This window comes from Cereibacter sp. Soil_C_27 (assembly GCF_057657095.1).
This window is the reverse complement of record NZ_JBDGJD010000003.1, coordinates 504,771-524,901: the sequence shown is the minus strand read 5'-3', so window position 1 is coordinate 524,901 and position 20,131 is coordinate 504,771. Positions and strand designations below refer to the sequence as shown.

Sequence of the window (20,131 nt, the reverse complement as noted above, 5' to 3'; positions counted from 1 at the left end):
GGGGCCGATGTTCCCGGGATACGGGGGCAAAAGGACGTGCCGCAGCGGGGTGTGGCGTCGGGGTGACACTTCGGGCTTTCGGCCTGCGGATCCGGGCGATCTTCGCGGGGAACAAGGCGCCGGGGGGCCGGGTTGGCGAGGCTGAAAGGCGCCCGTCGGCAGATCCCCTGCATCGACTGCAGGCCGGAGAGAATGATGGACGAACAGCTTCCCGTCGGTATCGAGGCCTGCCGCCTTTTCGCGGAGATCAAACCGGAGGAGAGGGTGATCCACATCACCTCGGGGGAGGGGCGCGCAGAGGCCTTGGGCCGCTTTCTCCGGCAGGTGCTGCCGGAGCGGCAGGTCGAGGTGTTCCCGCCGTGGGATTGTCTGCCCTTCGACAGCGCCTCGCCCTCGCCCGCCGCGATGGGGCGGCGCATGGCGGTGCTGCAGCGGCTGTCCTCGGCGGAAGCGGGGGTGATTGTCATCGTGCCGCTGAGGGCGCTGGTGCAGCGCCTGCCGCCGCAGTCTGCCATGCGCGGGATGCGGCTTTGCACCGGCGATGCGGTGGATGTGGAGGCGCTGCGCGACTTCTGCCTCGGGGCGGGATATGTGCCGGACGAGCGGATCGACGAGCCGGGCGAGGTTGCCTTCCGCGAAGGCACGGTGGAGCTGTTCCCGGGCGGAGAGGAGATGCCCGCGCGGATCGAGATCGCCGAGGGTCGCGTCGGGGTGATCCGCCGCTTCGACCCGGTGTCGCAGCGCTCGGTGGCGGAGATCGACTGTCTCGACATCGCGCCGGTTACCGAATTGCCGCCCGCCGACGAGCCGTGGGAGCGGGGGGCGGAGCATCGTCTGGCCGAGGCCTATGACAGGCTCACCACCCTGCCGGACCATCTGCCCGGCGCGCGGCTGACGGGGCTCGCCTCCACCCTCGGCGGGGCGGAGGCGCTGTTTGCCCGGCTGGAGGAGGCGCAGGCCGATGCGGCGGAGGCTGCGCAGGGCAGGGCGCCCAGGGCGGGGCTCTACCTGGACCCCGAGACCTGGGCGGCGCTTCGGGGTCAGGTGGTGGCGCTCGACGATCCCGCGTGGAGCCCTGTTCCTGCCTTCGCCGCCGAGCGGCGGCCGCGCAACCGTCTGGCGGAGTTCCTGTCGTCGGAGAAGGGTGCGCGGCGCCTGCTGCTGACGGCGCATTCGGAACGCGAGCTGCGCCGCCTGCAGCGCATGATGCGGCAGGCGGGCGGCGAGGAGCCGGCGCTCGTCGCGCACTGGGACGAGGCCGAAGGCAAGCCCTGCGCGGCGCTTCTCGCCGATCTGGAGGGTGGGTTCCTGCTGCCGGATCTGGCGGTGCTGACGCCTGCCGATCTGATCGGCAGCCGGGCGGAACTGGCCGACATGCCGCTGCAGTCGATGACCGCGTGGAAGCTGCCGGATGCCGGGTTCCAGATCGGCGATCTGGTGGTGCATGAGGATCACGGCCTTGCGCGGCTGGAGGGCATCGAGCCGCTGAACACCGATGAGCCGGGGCCGGAGGTGATCCGGCTGGCCTATGCCCGCGACGAGCGTCTGCTGGTGCCGTCGCGCGATGCCGGGCGGCTCTGGCGCTATGGGTCGGGCGAAGGCGGGGCCAAGCTCGACCGGCTGGACAGCGCGGGCTGGGCGAAGCGGCGTGATGCCACGGCGGAGGGGTTGCAGAAGCTGGCCGCAGATCTGGTGCGGTTGGCCGAGGAACGCCAGTCCGGCGCGGCGCCGAAGATCACACCGCCCGCCGCCGCCTTCGAGCGTTTCGTCGACCGCTTCCCCTATCCGGCCACCGCCGATCAGCGTCAGGCGGTGCGCGAGGTGCTGGCCGATCTGGCCTCCGGTCGGCCGATGGACCGGCTGTTGATCGGGGATGTCGGCTTCGGCAAGACCGAAGTCGCCTTGCGGGCAGCCGCCGCTGCCGCGCTGGCCGGTCGGCAGGTGGCTGTGGCCGCGCCGACCACCGTGCTCGCCCGCCAGCATTTCGAGACCTTCCGTCGCCGCTTCGCCCCCTTCGGCATCGAGGTCGGGCATCTGTCGCGGCTGGTGACCGGCAAACCTGCGGCGGCGCTGAAGGCGGGGCTGGCCGATGGGTCGATCCGCGTCGTGGTCGGCACCCATGCGCTGGTCGGCGGCGATGTCGCCTTCGCCGATCTGGGGCTGCTGGTCATCGACGAGGAGCAGCGCTTCGGCGCGGCACAGAAGGAAAAGCTGCGCGCGCTGGGGCGGGGCAGCGGCCATGTGCTGTCGATGAGTGCCACGCCGATTCCGCGCACGCTGCAGACCGCGCTGGTCGGCCTGCAGGAGCTGAGCGTGCTCGGCACACCCCCCGCCCGCCGCCGCCCGATCCGCACGCTCGTCGCCGGAGGCGATGACGCGACGCTGCGGCAGGCGCTGATGCGTGAGCGGCGTCGGGGCGGGCAGAGCTTCGTCGTCGTGCCGCAGATCGAGGATATCGAGCCGGTTGCCGAGAGGCTGCGCGGCCTCATGCCCGACCTGTCGCTGCGCGTCGCCCATGGCGGCCTGCCACCGCGCGAGATCGACGCGACGATGGTCGGCTTCGCGGCCGGGGAAGGCGATGTTCTGCTGGCCACCGCGATCATCGAGAGCGGGCTCGACGTGGCGCGGGCCAACACCATGCTGATCCTGCGGCCATCGCTTTTCGGTCTGGCACAGCTGCACCAACTGCGCGGGCGGGTCGGGCGCGGGGCGCTGCAGGCCTATTGCTACCTGCTGACCGCCGAGGGCGAGACGCTGGGCGAGGAGGCCGAGCGCAGGCTGGGCACCCTGCAGGCGCTGGACCGGCTGGGGGCGGGCTTTGCCATCAGCGCCGCCGATCTGGACCAGCGCGGCGCGGGCGATCTTTTGGGTGACCGGCAGGTGGGCCATGTGAAGCGGGTGGGGCTGGGGCTCTATCAGCAGATGCTGGCCGAGGCGCTGCAAAGGGCGCAGGGCCGCCCGCCGCTGCAGCCGCCGCCGCAGGTGCTGGGCGACGTGGGCTTCATCCCCGAAGAGCATGTGCCGGAGCCCGAGACACGGATCGATCTCTACCACCGCATCGCCCGCGCGGCGCTGCCGCTGCAGGTCGGCGAGCTGGCCGACGAGATCGCCGACCGCTTCGGCGCGGTGCCGCCGCCGCTCGAGGCGCTGCTGCGCGCCGCCTCGGCCCGGGCGCTGGCGGGCAGTCTGGGGGTGGAGCAGATCAGCCTCGGCCCGGAGGGCACGGCGCTCGGCTTCGGCGCGGCGACGGCAGGGAAGGACTACGACAAGGCGATCCGCCGCATTCCCGACCTCGACTGGGACGGCGAGCGCTTGCTGCTGCGGCGCGGGGCCGAAGACCCGGTTGAACAGCTCGACGATGTGGCGGATCTGCTGGAGCGGCTTGCCTGACAGGGGGGGCGGCAGCTTGACGCAGGGGAAGGATGGGAGGGGCGCGCTGCGCCTTTCGGATAGACGCTGCGGTGCGTCGGGTGGCACGAAGATCCTGCCACCGTTCTGCTGCGCACCGCCGGTCTGTCAGAGAGGAGCCATCCGATGCCGCCCCTTCCCCGCATCCGCCCCCGCTTGCCGCTGTTGCCTGCCATGGCCGCGGCCTCGCTGCTGCTCACGACCGCATTCGCTGGTCCCAGCCTCGCGGCGGATGCGTCGATGCCTGCCGTTGCCGGGCCGGATCAGCTTGCCTTCAGCCCCGAGAACATGGACATCTCGGTTTCCCCGGGGGCGAATTTCTACCATTACGCTGTGGGCAACTGGCTGAAGCGGGTAAAGGCGCCGGAGCGTTTCGCCAGCTATGGCTTCTTCGAGATCATGGGGGAGCGCGTCGAGGCGCAGATGCGGGACGTGCTGGCCGAGGCGGGGAGGGCGGCCGCCACCGCCGCGCCGGGCAGCCCGGCGCAGCAGGTCGGCACCTTCTACAACGCCTATCTCGACGTCGCCGCGCGCGATGCCGCCGGGCTGACGCCGATCAAGGCCCATCTCGACGCCATCGACGCGGTAGAGGACATGGACCAGCTGGTGCGGCTGATGGCCGATCTGTCGCTGAAGGGCGGGCCGACGCTCTTCGTCGCGCTCAACCCCGACATCGATCTCGCCAACAACGCCGCCTACGCGATCTACGCCGGGCCCGGGCAGCTGGGTCTCGCGCCCGAGGTGGAGGATGTCTTCGAGGAAGCCGATGGCGGCCCGCGGATCGAGGCCTATCGCGCCTTCCTTGCCGGGGTTCTGACCATCGCCGGTGAGACCGAAGTGGAGGCCGCGCGCATCGCCGATCTGTCGATCCGCATCGACCGGCATCTGCATGCGGCCAAGCTGACCCCGGCGGAATCGGTCGATCTGCGCGCCATCTACAACCCGACCGCAATTGAGACGCTGCAGGCGCAGATCCCGCAGCTAGACCTCGGCCTGCTTTTCGCTGGCTTGGGGCTGCCGGTGCCTGACCGGGTGATCCTGACGGACCCGCGGTATTTCCCGGCGCTCTCGACCCTGCTGGACGAGCTTTCGCTGCAGGATCTGCGCGATTATGCCCGGCTGCAGACCGTGCTCGCCTTCCAGCCCTATCTGAGCACCGCCTTCGATGCGCCCCTCGCCGGGCTGAACCGTGCGCTGATCGGGGTGAGCGTGCTGCCGCCGCTCGAGGAACGCGCGCTGGGGCTGATCAAGATGCACCTCGGCCATCCGGTGAGCCAGCTTTACGTGCAGAACTTCTTCCCCGACGAGACGCGCGAGAAGGCGGTCGAGATGATCGGCCTGATCAAGGGCACCTTCGAGGAGCGGATGCCGAGCCGCGACTGGCTGACCGAAGAGACCCGCGCGGCGGCCCTCGACAAGCTCGAGGTGCTGTCCTTCAAGGTCGGCTATCCGGAGGCTTGGATCGACTATTCCAAGGTGCCGGTCACCGGTGATCTGGTGGCGAGCGTCTCCGAGATCGCGCAGTTCACCGCCGCCCGGCACCGCGACAAGCTGGGCAAGCCGGTGGTGCGCGACGGGTTCACCGGCAAGGACGGCCTGCCGATCGTGGTGAATGCCGGATACGACCCGACGGTGAACGGCTTCGAGGTGCCCGCCGCCATCATCCAGGCGCCGATCTACGATGCCGCCCTCGACGCCCCGGTGAACTTCTGCCGCATGGGCGCGGTGATCGGGCACGAGATGACCCACGGCTTCGACCGCACCGGCAAGTCCTTCGACAGCGCCGGCAACCTGCGCAACTGGTGGCAGCCCGCCGACGAAGAGGCCTTCGACGCCCGGGCGCAGGGGCTGATCCGGCAGGCGGACGCCTATGAGGTGCTGCCCGGCCTGCCCGGCAACGGTGCGCTGGAGGTGGGCGAGAACATGGCCGACCTGGGCGGCATCACCCTCGCGCATGCGGCGCTGCGCAGCTATCTGGCCGCGCATCCCGAAGAGGATGTGGCGATCGACGGGCTGAGCCCGGACCAGCGCTGCTTCATCGCCTGGGCGCAGCTCTGGGCCTGGCAGGGAAAGGAGGAGGTGCTGCGCTCGGCCGCGGCGACCGACCACCATCCGCCCAACGTGTACCGTGCCGCCGCCCCGCTCCGGCACCTCGCCGCCTTCTACGAGGCCTTCGGGATCGTGGAGGGCGACCCGATGTGGCTCGACCCGACGCTGCGGGTTTCGGCGTGGTGAGGCGGGGAGGGTGAGGCGAGCGGGGGCGGGTTTTGACACGCCTTACGTGACCCGCGTTGACCGGGGAATCCTGCAAGAGAAAGGCCGCAACGGCTGTTGCGGCCTTGATCGTCTTCGAGCCGGTGCCTTGGCCGAGAAACCTCTGGTAAAAGAGCTTCAGAACCCCAGCAGACGGGGCAGCGTGACGGCAGTCGCGGGGACGTAGGTCACGATCAGCAGCACGACCACGAGGATCCCGAGCATCGGCAGGGTGGCGCGCAGCACCTTCTGGAACTCCAGCCCGCCCACCTGCGAGAGCATCTGCAGTACCAGACAGACAGGCGGGGTCATCAGGCCGAGGGTCAGGTTGAAGATGACGATGACCCCGAGATGGATCGGGTCGATGCCGTATTCCATCGCGATCGGATAAAAGATCGGAACGGTGACAAGAAGCCCGGAGGCCGGTTCGAGCACCATGCCGACGAGCAGCAGGAAGATGTTCAGCAGGAGCAGGAAGAACAGCGGATTGTCGGTGATCGAGGTCAGGATCTCGGCCACCTGCTGCGGGATCTGCTCGCGCGCCATGATGTAGGAAAAGAGCGCGCCGACACTGGCGATCACCATCACCCGACCCGTCGTGGTGGCCGTGCCCGCCAGCGCCGCGTAGAGCCCCCTGAACGAGAGCCAGCCGCAGGCGAAGGACAAAAGCACGAGGTAGGCCGCTGTGATCGACGCCGCCTCGGTCGGGGTGAAGAACCCGCCGAGAATACCGCCCAGAAGGACGACTGGGGCGACAAGGATCGGAAGCGCGCCCATCAGGGTCGCCACTGCCTGCTCGCGCTCGACCGGTGGTGTTGTCAGCTCCGGACGGTTGCGGGCATAGAAGTAGACGTAGACGGTCAGCGACACAAAGATCAGCAACGCGGGGATGACGCCGGCAAAGAAGGTGGCGGCGACGGAGCTGCCGGTCAGCACCGCATAGAGCACGGCCGAGATCGACGGCGGCATGATCGGGCCCATAGTCGAGGACGCGGCGGTGATGCCCGCGGCAAAACCGCCCTCATAGCCGTTCTTGCGCATTGAGGGGATCAGGACCGAGCCGAGTGCTGCAGCATCCGCCAGAGCCGAGCCGCTCATCCAGGAGAAAACGAGGGAGGCGTTGATGTTCGCATATGCAAGGCTACCGCGGATGCGCCCCGTCAGCACGAGAAGGGCCGCGATCAGCTTGTCGGCGAGACCGGCGGAATTTGCCACGAAGCCCACGAAGATGAACAGCGGCACGGCGAGCAGCGGAAAGCTGTCGAGCAGGGCGGTGACCCGTTGCAGCGCCACCCCCATCGAGATCCTCGGCGAAAGGCCGATGTAGCCCAGCGAGGGCAGAAGCATCGCGAAGGCGACCGGCACGCGCAGAACCAGCAGAAACGCCATTCCGCCCAACAACATCAGGAGCAGCATGCGGATCGATCCTATTCGAAGGTTTCAGCGAGGGGAGGAACGGCAGGAATACGCCCCGTTGCGACGAAGACGAGGTTGAGAAGACTGTGCAGGGTCATCAGCGCGAAGGACAACCACACGCCGCCGTAGAGCCAGATCATCGGCACCCGCAGGGCGGGGGACTGGGGACGCGCGGTCTTCAAGAGCCAGTCGAAGCTGTAGACGACGACCGCCATGCAGGTCAGCGCGACGATGGACTGGGCGAGAGCCTCGAGCAGGCGGAGATGCTTCGGCGAGAGAAAACCGTCCAGAAGCCCCACCGTGACATGACTGCGGCGTCCGGTGACGAAGGCCCCGGCGAGGAAGGCCATCCAGACATAGCTGTAGCGCGCCAGCTCGTCGCCCCAGAAGAGCGGCGCCTGAAAGACGTAGCGCGCCACGACCTGCGTCAGAACCGCGAGCAGCACGATGCTGAGCAGCAGGACGCTCGCCCACTCCTCGATCCGGTCCAGCCACTTCAGGGCGGGCACCAGATCGGGGGGCGCCGCTGGCGCCCCCACGACCGGCCGATCTTCGGGAGCCGTGCTCATTGCAGCTCCACGAGAAGGCTCTTGTAGGTTTCCGAGAAGGGATAACCCTCGGAAAAGGCGGCTCGAGACCTGGCCTTCATCGCCTCGCGGTCCACCTCGACAATGGTGAGCTCGCCCGACGCCTTCCAGCTTTCCAGTGCCGCCGCGTCGGCTTCGCTGGCGCAGTCGAGAACCCGGTCTGAGCCTGCTTCGACGGCCGTGGTCAGCGCTTCCTGCTGTTCGGGTGAGAGTGACTGCCAGAAATCCTCGTTCACGACGAAGGGCTGCGCGCTGATCAGGTGGCGGGTCATCATCACGTAGTCGGCGGGTTCATCGAAGGATTCCGCCTCGATGACTGCCAGCGGGGCCTCGGCGCCGTCGACGATGCCCTGCTGCAAGGCAAGGTAAAGCTCGGAATAGGCCACCGGGGTCGGCTGTGCGCCGAGCGACTTGGCGCCCTCGATCGACACGAAGGTTTCGGGCACGCGCAGCCGGACGCCGGAGAAATCGTCGGGGGCCTTGATCTCCTTGGAGCCGAAGACGTAGCGCTCGCCGTAGAGCCATGGGCGACCGATCACCCGGATATTGGCCACCTCGAGCAGTTCGCCCAGCAGCTCCTTGGCGGTGGGCGTCTCGTAGACCTTCACGGCTTGGTCCACCGTGTCATAGAGGTAATAGGTTTCCAGCACGGCGAGGTTCTCGACCCAAGCGGCAAGGATGGAGGAGGTGATCGTCGCCATCTCCAGCTCGCCGGACCCGATCTGTTCGGCAAGCTGGTTCTCGGAGCCAAGCTGGGCCGAGTGCACGACGTTCAGCCTGAAGCCCGCGTCGATCAAGGCCTGATCCTCCGCCATCGGGATGGCGCCGCAGCGCACGAGGGGAACTCCCGGAGCGAAGATGCTGCCGAAATTGGCCTCGACCTCTTGGGCGGTTGCTGTGAATGCAATGGTGGTACTTGCGGCCAGCGCGAAGAGCGCAGCCTTCATGCGGATCGGGGTCATGGTCTTCTCCAACTGTTGAGGTGCCTTTGTTGTCTGTTCGAGGCGGTGCCCGGCACTTTGCCCGCCGTTCAATCGGGTCGTTCCGGCGACGCTATTCGGCGTAGTCCGGTTCCTCGCGGTCGAGGCGGCGGCGCCAGCTGTCCAGATGCAGGCGCGCGTCGAAGTAATCCGACCAGGGCCCGCGATGCTGCATCCTGAACTGCGGGTTCAACTCGCGCAGCCTGCCGCCCGCCGCCAGAGCGGTCATCTGATATTTGCAGGTCTGCTCTGCCATGTAGAGCTCGTCGAAGGCGTCTTGGATGGTCGGGCCGACGACGGTGACGCCGTGATTGGCCATGACCAGCACGGTCCTGTCGCCCAGCTTCTCGGCGATGCGGTCGCCTTCTTCGTCGCTCAAGGCGATGCCGCCGAAGTCGTCGTCATAGGCGATGCGCTCGGCCAGAGCCATGTCGTTCTGATGGCTGAAACCCATGCGCCCGCCCTCGATCAGCGATAGCGCCGTCAGATACTGCGGATGGGTATGCAGGACGCAGGCAGCCGCCGGATGGCGCATGTGGATGCGGGCGTGGATGTGCAGGGCGACCTTGCGCAGCTCGCCCGAGCCCCGCACCACCCTGCCGTCGAGCGTGCAGAGCAGCAGCCTGCTTGCGGTCATTTCCGAGAAATGCCAGCCGCGCGGGTTTATGAGGAACATCGGTTCGCCGCCGGAGACCTCCTCGGGCACCATCATCGAATTGTGCCCGGCGATCTGCTCGGTCATGCCGAGCCGGGCCATGGCGCGAAAGACCGCGGCCAGATCCCGACGCAGCTCGAGCTCGGTGTCGGTCATCTGCATCAGTCGAGCCTCGCGAAGCGGCGGACGACGTTTTCGAGCATCCTCGACACACCGTTGTCGAAGTTGTTCCAAGGCAGGCTGCCGCAGAAGCTGATCGAGCCGGTGGCGAAGATCTGCCCGCCGCCGGGCAGGCTGGCGTGCACGATTTCGGCGCGGACCAGATCCTTCGGCGGCTCGCCCGAGACGGTGGCGATGTGGCTCAACACCTCTTCCGGCACCGTGATGAAACTGGGGCCATGGCCTTCGCTACGGGCAAGAACCACCGTCCCCTCGGGCGTGCCCAGAGCAGCATCCGCGCGGTCGAGCTCGAAGCCTGCGGCGCCGCCACCCGAAAAGCCGTAGGCGCCGAGCGGGTTTTCTTCGACCCCCGCGAAGACCCAGGACAGATTGCCGTAGGAGGTCTCCGTCCGTCGGTAGGGCGAGCCCTCGAAGAGACCCTGGGCCGAGAAGCCGACCGCGCCGACTTCCTGCGGCGGGCGCCCGTTGCGCCGCCAGAGGCCGCCATACTGGCCATCGAGCACCTGATAGCCCTCGCCGGGCTCGGTGGCCCACGCACGGATACCACCTTCGGCACGGCGCACCTCCATGGTGCCGGGCACGGTGTCGCTGACGGCGATGCGCCAGTAGAAACCGTTGCCGCCCAGATAGATGAAGTTCCCGCCGCGGGCACTGTAGGCCTTCAGCGCATCCAGGGTGCGGGTGGTGTGATATTCGGGATGGGAGCCCGTCACCACCACGTCATAGCCGGCGATCGCCTCGACACCCTCGCGATGCAGATCCTCGTCGGTGATCACGTCGATCTCTAGGTTCTTCTGGCGGAACCACTCGACCAGATGCCCGTCCGCCGGGAAATGCCGCAGTCCGGAGCCTTCGTGGATCGCGAAGGTCAGAAAGCCGGGCCGCATGGTGAGCAGCGGCCGCAGTCTGGAGGAGAAGCAGGTGCCCGACCCGTCTGGATGGAAGTTGTAGGTCGAGAAACCGAAGCCCGGATAGCTGTCGGGGCCCTCGGGCGTCTTCCACTCGTCCATGCGGGTGCGCATGGCCTCGTCGAGGTTGCCGCGCGCATGGTTTCCATAGGCCATATAGGTATAGGTCGAGGCGAGATAACAGATCCGCGCGGTCGGGCGCCCCTTCGGCGCGATGACATAGAAGGGGACGATGTCTTCATGCCCGTTCTGCGTCAGCCTGACCCCGTAGACGCCGCTGGGCAGATCGTCGGGAATGCACAGTTCGACGTCGGTGTCCCAGCCGCAGTCGTAGATGTCGTCCTCGTGGAAGTGGATCGCCGCATATTGGCGCGGTGCGTGCTGGAAGGACTGCTCGGTCCCATCCCACAGCGAGCCGCGGACCGCGCGGGTGGGCAGGTTGACGAGCTGGCCATGCAACCCCTGCGGGCCGCTGTCGATGATGGTGGCGCCCTGCATGGCAAGGCTGAAATCCCAGAAGGCCTGCAGGGGGCCGTCAGGCGCATCCGACCGAAGCTTCACATCCTCGATGCGCCCGTTGAAGTGCCGCGCCATGCGCCCAGCTTCGGGCAAGGCGGCAAAGAACAGCTCGGCCTCCTTCGCAGCGGCCCAGGTCAGCGTTCCCGACCCTGCGGCGGATTGGCGACCGTCGAGCGAGACCACCTGCAGATCGACCGTGCCTGCACGCATGTCGAAGCGGATCGTGGCGTCGTACCAGACCTTGCGCTTGTGCGTCATCTCTGCCTCGGCGGCGCTGGTGCCGCCAGCGTCGATGCGCAGCCCGCCGGGGTAGGCACAGAGCGTCCAGAGCGGTTCCTGCCCTGGAGCGCAGAGCGAAAGCAGCGCCCCGCCATGGTCACGCACCAACCAGGGCTGATAGCGGAGCGTCATCACCGCGACCGGATCGCGGAAAAGACCGCGGGCCGGTGCCTTGCCCCAGCTGCCCAGCGAAACGGCCTGCTTGCGCGCGGGGAAGCGTCCCAGATCCAGACCGTCGACGGCCTCGGTCTGGATGCCTATTCCCGCCGGATTGCTGTCCGCGTTCCAGATGCGCACGACATGCGCCGCCACCTCTCCCGGTGCCTCGCTACTGACCTTGACCGCGATGTGCTCGCCCGGTCGCGCCGACAGTCGGTCGAGATAGCCTGCGAGAGGCGGGAAATCGGTGGCGTCTTTCTGGGACATCGAAGGTATGGCTCCGCGTTTCGGTGGGGGACTGTGCGTCATCCGCAGGATCAGGTTTCGGTCAGACTGTTCAACCTCGCCGACATCTGCTCGAGTCCAGTGTCGAGCCGCGCTAGCAGCAACTGGATCTCTTCGGCGGTGATCACGAGGGGAGGCGCGATCAGCGTGGCGTTGTTGTAGGGCGCGATGCCGGCCGGGTAGACGATCAGCCCTGCCGCCTGACAGAGATCGGCGAAGAGGCCCGAGGCATTGAAGGCCGAAGGGGGCGGCGTACGGTCTTGCCGATCCATCACGAACTCGAAGCCCCAGAGCAGGCCGCGCCCGCGCACATCCACCATATGGCGGTAGCGTTGGGCGAGCGCCTCGAGCCCTTGCCTCAGTTCCTCGCCCCGCACTCGGACATTCTCCAGCACGCCGTTCGTCTCGATGTGGTCCAGCACGGCGAGGCAGACGGCGGCGCTCAGGGGATTGCCCGAGAAGGTGTGGCCGAAGGGTGCGCTGCCGCTGCCGTTGCGCATCGACTCCACCAACGGCTCGCGCATCAGCACCGCACCCATCGGGGCATAGCCGGCACTCAGGCCCTTGGCGGTGATGATCATGTCAGGCACGATGCCTTCGGCCTCCGAGGCGAACCATGTTCCCGTCCGGCCCATGCCGGTGATGACCTCATCCATGATCAGCAGCACGTCGTGCTTGTCGCAGATCTCGCGCAGACGCTTGAAATAACCACTGGGGGCGACCAGCGCTCCGCCAGCGGCGCCAACGATGGGTTCGGCGATGACGGCGGCAACGGTGTCGGGTCCTGCGGCGAGGATGGCCTTTTCCCAGTCGTCCGCAGCGCGCCATTGCTCGTCCTCCGGCAGCTGTGCCCAGTCGCTGCGGTAGGCATAGGCTGCTGGAACGACCGCGAAGGGGTGGAGCAGGCTGCCGTAATCCGGCCGCCGTGCCTCGTGACCCGACATCGACAACGCGCCCATGGTCATGCCATGGTAGCTGCGTTCGCGGCCGAGAATCTTGAGCTTCGCGGGTTCGCCCCTCTCGCGCCAGACATGCAGCGCCACGCGCATCGCATGTTCGGAAGCCTCCGAGCCGCTACTGACGAAGAAGGCATGGTCCAGATCGCCGGGCGCGAGGGCGGTCAGCCGTGCCGCCAGCTCTTCCGCGGGCCCGTTGGTGAACTGGGTGCGAAAGGTAAAGGCGATCTGGCTGGCCTGCCGCTGCATCACCTTGGCGATTGAGGCCACGCCATGTCCGATATTGGCCGTCATCGCACCCGAGGACCCATCGATATAGTCCCGCCCCTCGCTATCCCAGAGCCAGATGCCCTCACCGCGCTCGACCGTCGGATAAACCTTGCCCAGGTTCTGCTTGAGCAATGATGATGCCATGACGCTTCCTCGCACTGGTCGATAGGGTTACGTATTCATACCAAGCAGAGGCAACCCGTCAACCGCCCAGTTCAGGCGGGCTACGTTCCCTTCACCGACGAGCGCAGCACGGGCTCGCAGCGCACAAAAAACAGGCTCCGAGGGTGGGCCTCGGGCTCCGCGAGAAGTTGCAGGGTCATCTCGATCATGGAATCAATGGGTTGCCTGATCGTGGTGAGATCATAGGCCGCCCATCCCGCTTGGGGCACATCGTCGAAGCCCACGACAGAGACATCCTCCGGCACCCTACGATGCAGCTTGTAGCGCAGGGCATCCATGGCGCCACAGGCTATCGCATCATCGGCGCAGAAGATCGCATCGGTCCGCGGCTCCGCAGTCAGGATGTCGAGCGTGGCCTGCCAACCCCAGTCGTAGCTGAACGTGCCCTGCAGGATCCCGGCAGGCACAAGGCCAGCTGCCGTCATGGTTTCGAGATAGCCCTGCTTTCTATCCTGGTTGGGCGACGAGTCTTCGTTCCCACCGATATAGGCGATATGCCGCGAGCCCGCCTCTACCAGAAGCTTCGTTGCGTCGGTCGCTCCCTGCCGGTTGTCACAGGCAACGGCAAAGGCTCCGCCGGCGCTTGCATATCGGTGGAACAGCACCACCGGCACGCCGGCAGTGTCGCAGAGCTCTGATGCACGGCTGCTGAGCGAAACGGTCGTCAGGATGATCCCGGCCACCTTGTAGGTGAGCACGTCTGGCAGCAGTTCATCGAGATCCTGCCCGTGGGCGGCGTTGAACAGCAGGACTTCGCGACCCTTCCTGCGCAGCGCGTCGGTCATCGCGGCGAGGATCAGCGGAAACAGCGGGTTCGTCACATTACCCACCACGATGGCGACAATGTTCGAGCGACCGGTGATCAGGCTTCTCGCTACCGGATCAGGGCGGTAACCCAGACTTTCGGCGGCCTCCTCGATTTTGCGGCGCACCTCGTCGGCCACATAGCCCTTCCGGGCCATCACCCGCGACACAGCCGTCTGGCTGACATTGGCCAGACGCGCCACATCGCGCTGCGTAACCGGGCGGCGCATCTCCACGGTCTCCATTCCGTTGTGTCTGTGCCGGGCCATCAGTCCTCTCTCGGGGGTGAGCTTGTCAAGGCGGCGAGAGAGAAGGGCGGCACCCGCCTGGAACTTGGCATGCAACATGAAAGCTTCATCAAGTTCGCTGTTTGCTGCGAAAGTTCCAGGGTTTCCTGCCGACCGACCTTGCGTCATGGCGCTTGTGTACAAGCCGGTTCGGACAGCTTCGGGTTGCTGCGTCCTGCGCATGGAACTACACTTCTTCCTGCTTAAAAGCGGTCAAGCGACGTCAGGATCAGGATCATGAGTGGAAAGATTGCAACATTGGGTATCGTTCCCCCAGAAGTCCTGACTGACCTCAGAGCGCTGGGGTTCACCGACTACGAAGCGCGGGTCTACATTCAGCTGCTGCGGCAAAGCCCCGCGACCGCCTACGAAGTTTCAAAGAACGCGGGTGTGCCGCGACCCAATACATATAATGCGCTGGAAAGCCTTGCACAGCGAGGCGCCGTTCTCGCGGTGAGCGAAAGCCCCGCCCGCTATGTCGCAGCGCCGCCGGACCAGTTGCTCGACGGCCTGTCGCGCCAGACGAGCGCCTTGTGCAACCGCGTATCCGCCAAGTTGGCGGCGATGGTCTGGACGGTAGATGACCAGCACGTCTGGACGCTGTCGGGCGAAGAGCAGGTCCACGCAAAGATCGACGCGCTGATCGACGGCTGCGAGGAAAGCCTGATGATCAAGGTGGCCGCCGATATCCTGCGGCGGCACAAGCCGGCATTGCAGCGCGCTGCCGACCGTGGCGTCGAGATGCTCGTCGTGCTCTTCGGGGAGGATGCGGACGAGTTCCGCATGGGTCCCGGCTGCAAGATCTACATTCACGAGGGAAATGGCGTCCGGATGGGCAAGACGGACAACCTGTTCACCATCGCCTCGGATCACGTGGAAATGGTCACCGCGACGATCCAGAAACAGGTTGTGGCCGTTCATACCCGGAATGCGCCAATCGTCACCATGGCTGAATCATTGATCCGCCATGATTTCTACATGGCGGAGATCTTTGCCCGCTTTGGAGATCAGATCGACGCGGCTTTCGGGCCTTATCTCAGGGATCTGAGGTTGGCGTGCTTTACGCCGGAGCAGGCCGAAAGCTTCAAGCAGAAGACCGGATTGAAATAAGCAGGGCGGCCATCAATCAGGTCGCCCTGTCTGGGATTTCAATGATGACGCCGGTTCAATCGCTTTTCGATGTGAGCGACGATTGCAAGTGCTCCCGCCATTGCTGGGATCTCGTCGAAAACCGGCAATCCGATCAGCCGGGCCTTTTCCCGATAGAGCCGCCGTTTTTCTTCAAGCTCGGGCGAACCGTCGGCCCGCAACGCGAGAGCGAAATGCGCGACGCCCGGGAATTTGCGCAAAGTGTCTTCGATCACGGCAAACAGGTTGTCGATAGGATCGACGGTCCCGCGACCGACGAAGGCAGCGAGATTGAGATGCATGGCGATGGCATCGGGCGAAGCGCCGGAAAGCACGTGATCAAGGATTTCCCCCGCGATCCAGCCCTCCTTCTCCTGCAGCGTACGCACGGGTGTGTCGATCGGGTTGGCGACGCTTGTTCCGGGCGGCAGCCCCATTGCTTCCAGTGGTGCCAGCACCGCTGCGGGGAAGGGCGCGACCGTCAGGCCGTTCTTCGCGAAGACATCCGTGCCGAGAACGCTCGATCCGCCGCCGTTTCCGAACAGCACGACGTTCTGCGTCGGCTTTTCGGGGCGCAACTCGAAGGACTGCAGTACCAGAAGCGCATCGATGAACTCGTCGACGGTCGTCACCATGGCAACGGGCAATTGCGCGGCAAGGGCGTCCCATGCGCGGTCGTCTCCCGCCAGAGCGCCGGTATGCGAGGCCGCTGCCGCACGGCCCAGATCGCTGCGCCCCCCTTTCAGGATGACGACAGGCTTCGGGGCGGGGTGGCTGCGGAGCAGATCGAAGAATGCCCGGCCCTCGCGCACGTCTTCGATGTAAAGTCCGACGGCCTTCGTCTGCGGGTCGGCGAAATAGTAGTTCACCAGCTCGTGCGGCGCGACATCCGCACTGTTGCCGATGGTCACCAGACCCGAGAACCGAAGGCCCCGCCATTGCCCGCGCTTGATGATGTCGGTGGACAGACCTCCCGACTGTGATACCACGCCGATGTGGCCGACGTCGCGCGGCGCGCCGGAGGGGAATGTCAGCCCGCCGCGTGGCGAATAGGTGCCGAGGCAGTTCGGCCCGAGAACGCGCACGCCGGCATCGGCGGCTTTGCGGACAAGGTCCTCCTGTAGTCCGCGGCCCTCTTCAAGCTCGCCGAAGCCGGAGGAAATGACCTGCGCGATCTTCAGGCGGCCAGCCGCCCCCGCAATGGCATCGGGAATTCGCGCAGCACCGATGGCGATGTAGGCGTAATCGACCGGTTCGGGGGCTTCGGCGATGGAGGGGTAGGCGGTCAGTCCCTCGATTTCGGCAGCGCTGGGATGGATCGGATAGATCTGCCCCTCGTAGCCGAAGTCCTTCAACCTGCGAATGAAGGTATTTGCAATCGCCACGTCCTTGGTCGATGCGCCCAGCACCGCAATCGTCCTGGGCTCGAAGAGCGGACGAAACTCTTCTGTCGGGTCCGAAAGCATCGCGGGCGACGTGGGCAAGGCCGCATCGGCGAGGATGAAGCGCGCATCCGCCGCGACCGCGCCGGAGGCGGAGACTATCACCGGGTTCAGATCCGCCTCCGAGATGTCGTCGGAGAAACTCATCAGCAGGCCATCGGGGCCGCCGATCGAAACCATCGCATCGATCAGGGCGGATTCGTCCACTGCCGCTTCCCCGCGCGCGCCTTGCAGAAGCGGATAGCCTTTCAGATCCTGCAGCATCTCCTGCGCTTGAGCCCGGTCGATGGGGCAGATACGGAAGGCTACATCCTTCAGCACCTCGACGAAGATGCCGCCGAGCCCGACCATTACCATCGGGCCGAACTGCGGGTCGCGGAAGCCGCCGATCACCACCTCTCGCCCCGCTGGGATCATTTCCTCGACCAGCCATCCTTCGACCGTTGCCGCGGCGATCTTGGGCTTTGCGGCCATCGTAAGGATCGCCGCCTCCACCGCTGCTCCATCGGCAAGATGCAGGGTCACCCCGCCCGCATCCGACTTGTGGAGGATGTCAGGGGAGACGACCTTCACGACGAAAGGTGCCGTCAGGGACCCGGCGCGTTCGGCACCCTCCTTCGCCGATCGGACGACGACGGACCGCGGGGTGCGGATGCCGAAACGCGAAAGCAGGGCCTTACCCGAGGCTTCGTCCAGTGCTGAGCGCCCCTCGGCGCGGGCGCGGGAGATGATTTCGGCGGCACCATGTGATTGGATGGTCATGATCGTCCCCTTAGTAGCTTGTCGGCCAGGTGCGCATCAAGTGCTGCCCGACCCCGCCGGTCCTGCGACGCTGCTGGATGTCGAGCATCCGGATGAGATAGGCTCGCGTTTCCTGCGGCTTGATCACGTCATGGGCCGAGAAAATCGTCGCCATGTCCCAGATCTCCAGATCCTTCTGGATCTCGGCCAGCGCAGCCTCGAATCCTTCGTCTCCCGCTTTCAGGTTGTGGACGATGCTCGTTGCGAAGACCGGATCCATGAACGAGACCTCAGCCATCGGCCAGGCGATGATCGCGTCGTTGTGCGCGCCGCCCCCCATCGCGACATAGGCCCGGCCATAGGCCTTGCGACAGATGACGGTGACCTGCGGGACCGTCGTCAGGCAGGTCGCGTTCATGAAGTTCATGATGTGTCCGGGCGCGCCGCGGCGCTCGGCGTCGGTGCCGACGACAAAGCCGGGGGTGTCCATCAGACGCACGATCGGGATGTTGAAGCTGTCGCAGAGCACGGTGAAGTCGACGATCTTGCGGCAGGCCTCTGCCGAGAGGGCTCCGCCTCCCACCTGCGGGTTGTTCGCGATGACGCCCACGACCTTGCCGTCCAGCCTCGCCAGGGCGACGACAGCGGAGCGGCCGAAGCGGGCCTTGAACTCGAACAGGCTGCCTGTGTCGAAGATCACTTCCATGACCTTCTTCATCGAGTAGACCTGCGTCCGCTTTTCGGGAACGATATCGAGAATGCGCTCCTGAGCGTCGCCCGATCCTTCGGCTACGGCGGCGACCGGGGAAAGTTCGCCATTGTGTGCGGGCATGTAGGACAGGAAGCGGCGGATGGCTGCCATGGCTTCTTCGTCAGTGTCGACGAACTGGTCGATCAGCCCGGTCTGCTCGGCATGGATACGCCAGCCGCCAAGCTCCTCCAGATCGACTTTCTCGCCGATGGCCATGGACACGAGGCGCGGGCTGGAGACCGACATGATCGATCCCTTGCGCATGACCGAGAAGTCGGAGCAGCAGCACAGCCAAGCAGAAGAACCGAAAGAGGTGTCCAGAGCCGCCGCGGCCCAAGGCGTATCTCGCATGCGCCGGAACTGTGTCGTGTCATTGCCCAGCATGGTGCCCATGCCCTTGGACCCCATGGCATCGGGCAGGCGTGCACCAGTGGATTCGCCGACATGCACGAAGGGCATCCCGCGTTCGGTTACCGTCTTGCGGATGTAGCCGATCTTCTTCGAGTTTGTGGCACCCGTCGAGGCACCCTTCACCGTGAAGTCGTTGACAACGACCCCCACATCCCGTCCGTCAATCCGCCCGAAGCCGGTGATCTTTCCATCGCGCGGAGTCCGTGCGGCTTCGGCTGCGGAGTAGCTGGATCTGCCGAGCAGCCCGGTCTCGAAGAAGCTGCCGCCGTCCACCAGCGCCGCCAAGCGCTCCTCGGCGTTCAGCTGCCCCTTCTCGCGGCGTTGTTCCAGCTTCTTCTCGCCACCCATTGCCAGTGCTTCGGCGCGGCGGCGATCAAGCGCCGCCAGGATTTCGTCATGTGCCATCAGTTCCTCCCTTGAGTGGTGTAGTCGACGCGCTCCGCCGTCAGCCGATCGACCTGAGCGCGGTCAAGTTCCGGCCGGAAACCGGCGTCGAGCCGGACAGCCCCCTCGACAAAGGGCAGCGGCATCTTGAAGACTCGCTCCCGTGCCTTGAGAAATCCGTTGAATTCGCCCGCGTTGCGGATCGTGGTGCGCGCCACGCAGGCTTCCATCCAGCCGTGGATTTCCGACCCGAGGCCATCACCCAGCACGGGCTCCATGCCGTTGTTGCGCACGGCGTCCAGACCTTCCTTCAACCGGCCCAGCCCGCCGAAGCGCTTCAGCTTGAGCTTGCAGAACCCGACGCCCGGCATGGCTGCAGCGCGCTCGATGTCACCCAAGGTGCAAATCGGTTCGTCCAGCATGAGCGGAACGGTGGACGCGCGGGCGACATCTCCGTTCGCCTTCCAGTCGTCAGAGTCGCACGGTTGCTCGAAAAGCTCGATGCCCTCAGGGTCGAGAGCGGCCGCAAAGCGGATGCCGTCTTCCCGGCTGAAGGCGCGATTGGCGTCCAGCCGCAGCGTGGCCCGCCCGTTTGATGCCGCCTGAATGCAGCGGACGCGCTCCAGATCGGCGTCCACATCCTTTCCCACCTTGATCTTGAAGGTGCGGAAACCCTGAGCCAGCCAATCCTCGACCTCTGTCGCGATCAGATCCGGCGTGGTCTGGTTGATCGGCGTGAGAAGCGGAAGAACCTTCGCCTCGCTCACATGGAGAAGCGGATCATCCAGCAGATGCTCCAGAGCCGTTACCAGCGCAGTGGTTGCAACCTTGCTCTCTTCGAACTGCCGCAGGACCGATAAGATGGCCTCCTGCGGCTCGGCGCCGATACTGGCGCTGATGTGCTCGTCCAGAAAGGCCCATGCGCCTTCCCGGGTCTCCTCGCTCGACCCGGGTGACACATGCGCATCGGAAAAGGCAAGATGTCCGGCGTCATCTTCCACTTCGATCATGAACGGTTCGAAGGTCTCGAAGGTTCGGTATGACAGCCGGTAGGGGCGGATCAGGGGCAGGTTCAAACGCCTCAGAGTGATCTTTCGAATCGCTGCCATCATCTGTCTCCGGCCATGGTTTCACAGTTCGATTTC

The 20,131-nt window shown here is 66.0% G+C and carries 13 protein-coding genes; 3 read left to right on the top strand and 10 right to left on the bottom strand.

The annotated features are described in order from the left end of the window. Positions 1–195: 195 nt before the first annotated feature. Together AC3A5Z_RS14415 and AC3A5Z_RS14410 are read left to right on the top strand one after the other, a co-directional pair. Positions 196–3,390 (top strand): DEAD/DEAH box helicase, encoded by a 3,195-nt coding sequence (locus tag AC3A5Z_RS14415; protein WP_487520039.1) that lies wholly within the window; start codon positions 196–198, stop codon positions 3,388–3,390. 144 nt (positions 3,391–3,534) lie between these two features. Then, on the top strand, positions 3,535–5,643 hold the full coding sequence (locus AC3A5Z_RS14410; RefSeq protein WP_487520038.1) for a M13 family metallopeptidase: 2,109 nt from the start codon (positions 3,535–3,537) through the stop codon (positions 5,641–5,643). A 156-nt stretch (positions 5,644–5,799) separates the two neighbouring features. Here AC3A5Z_RS14410 and AC3A5Z_RS14405 read toward each other — a convergent pair whose 3' ends face one another. From AC3A5Z_RS14405 to AC3A5Z_RS14375, 7 genes are all read right to left on the bottom strand, one after another. Beyond that, positions 5,800–7,077: a TRAP transporter large permease gene (locus AC3A5Z_RS14405; protein WP_487520037.1), complete on the bottom strand. Its 1,278-nt coding sequence runs from the start codon at positions 7,075–7,077 to the stop codon at positions 5,800–5,802. An 11-nt stretch (positions 7,078–7,088) separates the two neighbouring features. After that, positions 7,089–7,646, bottom strand: a complete 558-nt coding sequence (locus AC3A5Z_RS14400) for a TRAP transporter small permease (RefSeq protein WP_487520036.1) — start codon at positions 7,644–7,646, stop codon at positions 7,089–7,091. Then, positions 7,643–8,626: a TRAP transporter substrate-binding protein DctP gene (gene dctP / locus AC3A5Z_RS14395; protein WP_487520035.1), complete on the bottom strand. Its 984-nt coding sequence runs from the start codon at positions 8,624–8,626 to the stop codon at positions 7,643–7,645. Before dctP ends, AC3A5Z_RS14400 begins: the two co-directional genes overlap by 4 nt. Before the next feature lie 91 nt (positions 8,627–8,717). Then, positions 8,718–9,461: a class II aldolase/adducin family protein gene (locus tag AC3A5Z_RS14390; protein ID WP_487520034.1), complete on the bottom strand. Its 744-nt coding sequence runs from the start codon at positions 9,459–9,461 to the stop codon at positions 8,718–8,720. After that, positions 9,461–11,611 carry a N,N-dimethylformamidase beta subunit family domain-containing protein gene (locus AC3A5Z_RS14385; RefSeq protein WP_487520033.1) on the bottom strand — a complete coding sequence of 717 codons (2,151 nt, stop codon included), beginning with the start codon at positions 11,609–11,611 and terminating at the stop codon, positions 9,461–9,463. The genes AC3A5Z_RS14390 and AC3A5Z_RS14385 overlap by 1 nt, the downstream gene beginning before the upstream one ends. A 50-nt stretch (positions 11,612–11,661) precedes the next feature. After that, positions 11,662–12,999 (bottom strand): aminotransferase family protein, encoded by a 1,338-nt coding sequence (locus tag AC3A5Z_RS14380; RefSeq protein ID WP_487520031.1) that lies wholly within the window; start codon positions 12,997–12,999, stop codon positions 11,662–11,664. A gap of 80 nt (positions 13,000–13,079) precedes the next feature. Further along, positions 13,080–14,189, bottom strand: a complete 1,110-nt coding sequence (locus tag AC3A5Z_RS14375) for a LacI family DNA-binding transcriptional regulator (RefSeq protein WP_487520030.1) — start codon at positions 14,187–14,189, stop codon at positions 13,080–13,082. A 177-nt stretch (positions 14,190–14,366) separates the two neighbouring features. Between AC3A5Z_RS14375 and AC3A5Z_RS14370 the strand changes: the two genes are divergently transcribed. Continuing rightward, positions 14,367–15,239 (top strand): TrmB family transcriptional regulator, encoded by an 873-nt coding sequence (locus tag AC3A5Z_RS14370; RefSeq protein ID WP_487520029.1) that lies wholly within the window; start codon positions 14,367–14,369, stop codon positions 15,237–15,239. Between the two features lie 38 nt (positions 15,240–15,277). Here the strand turns inward: AC3A5Z_RS14370 and AC3A5Z_RS14365 are convergent, their stop codons facing one another. The 3 genes from AC3A5Z_RS14365 to AC3A5Z_RS14355 are packed head-to-tail and all read right to left on the bottom strand — an operon-like array spanning position 15,278 to position 20,098. Then, a complete protein-coding gene (locus AC3A5Z_RS14365; RefSeq protein WP_487520028.1) occupies positions 15,278–17,461 on the bottom strand; it encodes an acetate--CoA ligase family protein in 2,184 nt (727 codons plus the stop codon). Positions 17,462–17,471: 10 nt separating this feature from the next. Beyond that, positions 17,472–19,007 (bottom strand): acyl-CoA carboxylase subunit beta, encoded by a 1,536-nt coding sequence (locus tag AC3A5Z_RS14360; protein ID WP_487520027.1) that lies wholly within the window; start codon positions 19,005–19,007, stop codon positions 17,472–17,474. Further along, entirely contained in the window at positions 19,007–20,098 is a 1,092-nt protein-coding gene (locus AC3A5Z_RS14355; protein ID WP_487520026.1) for a mandelate racemase/muconate lactonizing enzyme family protein, read from the bottom strand. The genes AC3A5Z_RS14360 and AC3A5Z_RS14355 overlap by 1 nt, the downstream gene beginning before the upstream one ends. Positions 20,099–20,131: the final 33 nt, after the last annotated feature.

Coding starts and splice junctions, on each gene's coding strand:
- AC3A5Z_RS14415 (WP_487520039.1), top strand. CDS start 196: ATGGACGAACAGCTTCCCGTCGGTATCGAGGCCTGCCGCCTTTTCGCG.
- AC3A5Z_RS14410 (WP_487520038.1), top strand. CDS start 3,535: ATGCCGCCCCTTCCCCGCATCCGCCCCCGCTTGCCGCTGTTGCCTGCC.
- AC3A5Z_RS14405 (WP_487520037.1), bottom strand. CDS start 7,077: ATGCTGCTCCTGATGTTGTTGGGCGGAATGGCGTTTCTGCTGGTTCTG.
- AC3A5Z_RS14400 (WP_487520036.1), bottom strand. CDS start 7,646: ATGAGCACGGCTCCCGAAGATCGGCCGGTCGTGGGGGCGCCAGCGGCG.
- dctP (WP_487520035.1), bottom strand. CDS start 8,626: ATGACCCCGATCCGCATGAAGGCTGCGCTCTTCGCGCTGGCCGCAAGT.
- AC3A5Z_RS14390 (WP_487520034.1), bottom strand. CDS start 9,461: ATGCAGATGACCGACACCGAGCTCGAGCTGCGTCGGGATCTGGCCGCG.
- AC3A5Z_RS14385 (WP_487520033.1), bottom strand. CDS start 11,611: ATGTCCCAGAAAGACGCCACCGATTTCCCGCCTCTCGCAGGCTATCTC.
- AC3A5Z_RS14380 (WP_487520031.1), bottom strand. CDS start 12,999: ATGGCATCATCATTGCTCAAGCAGAACCTGGGCAAGGTTTATCCGACG.
- AC3A5Z_RS14375 (WP_487520030.1), bottom strand. CDS start 14,189: ATGTTGCATGCCAAGTTCCAGGCGGGTGCCGCCCTTCTCTCTCGCCGC.
- AC3A5Z_RS14370 (WP_487520029.1), top strand. CDS start 14,367: ATGAGTGGAAAGATTGCAACATTGGGTATCGTTCCCCCAGAAGTCCTG.
- AC3A5Z_RS14365 (WP_487520028.1), bottom strand. CDS start 17,461: ATGACCATCCAATCACATGGTGCCGCCGAAATCATCTCCCGCGCCCGC.
- AC3A5Z_RS14360 (WP_487520027.1), bottom strand. CDS start 19,007: ATGGCACATGACGAAATCCTGGCGGCGCTTGATCGCCGCCGCGCCGAA.
- AC3A5Z_RS14355 (WP_487520026.1), bottom strand. CDS start 20,098: ATGATGGCAGCGATTCGAAAGATCACTCTGAGGCGTTTGAACCTGCCC.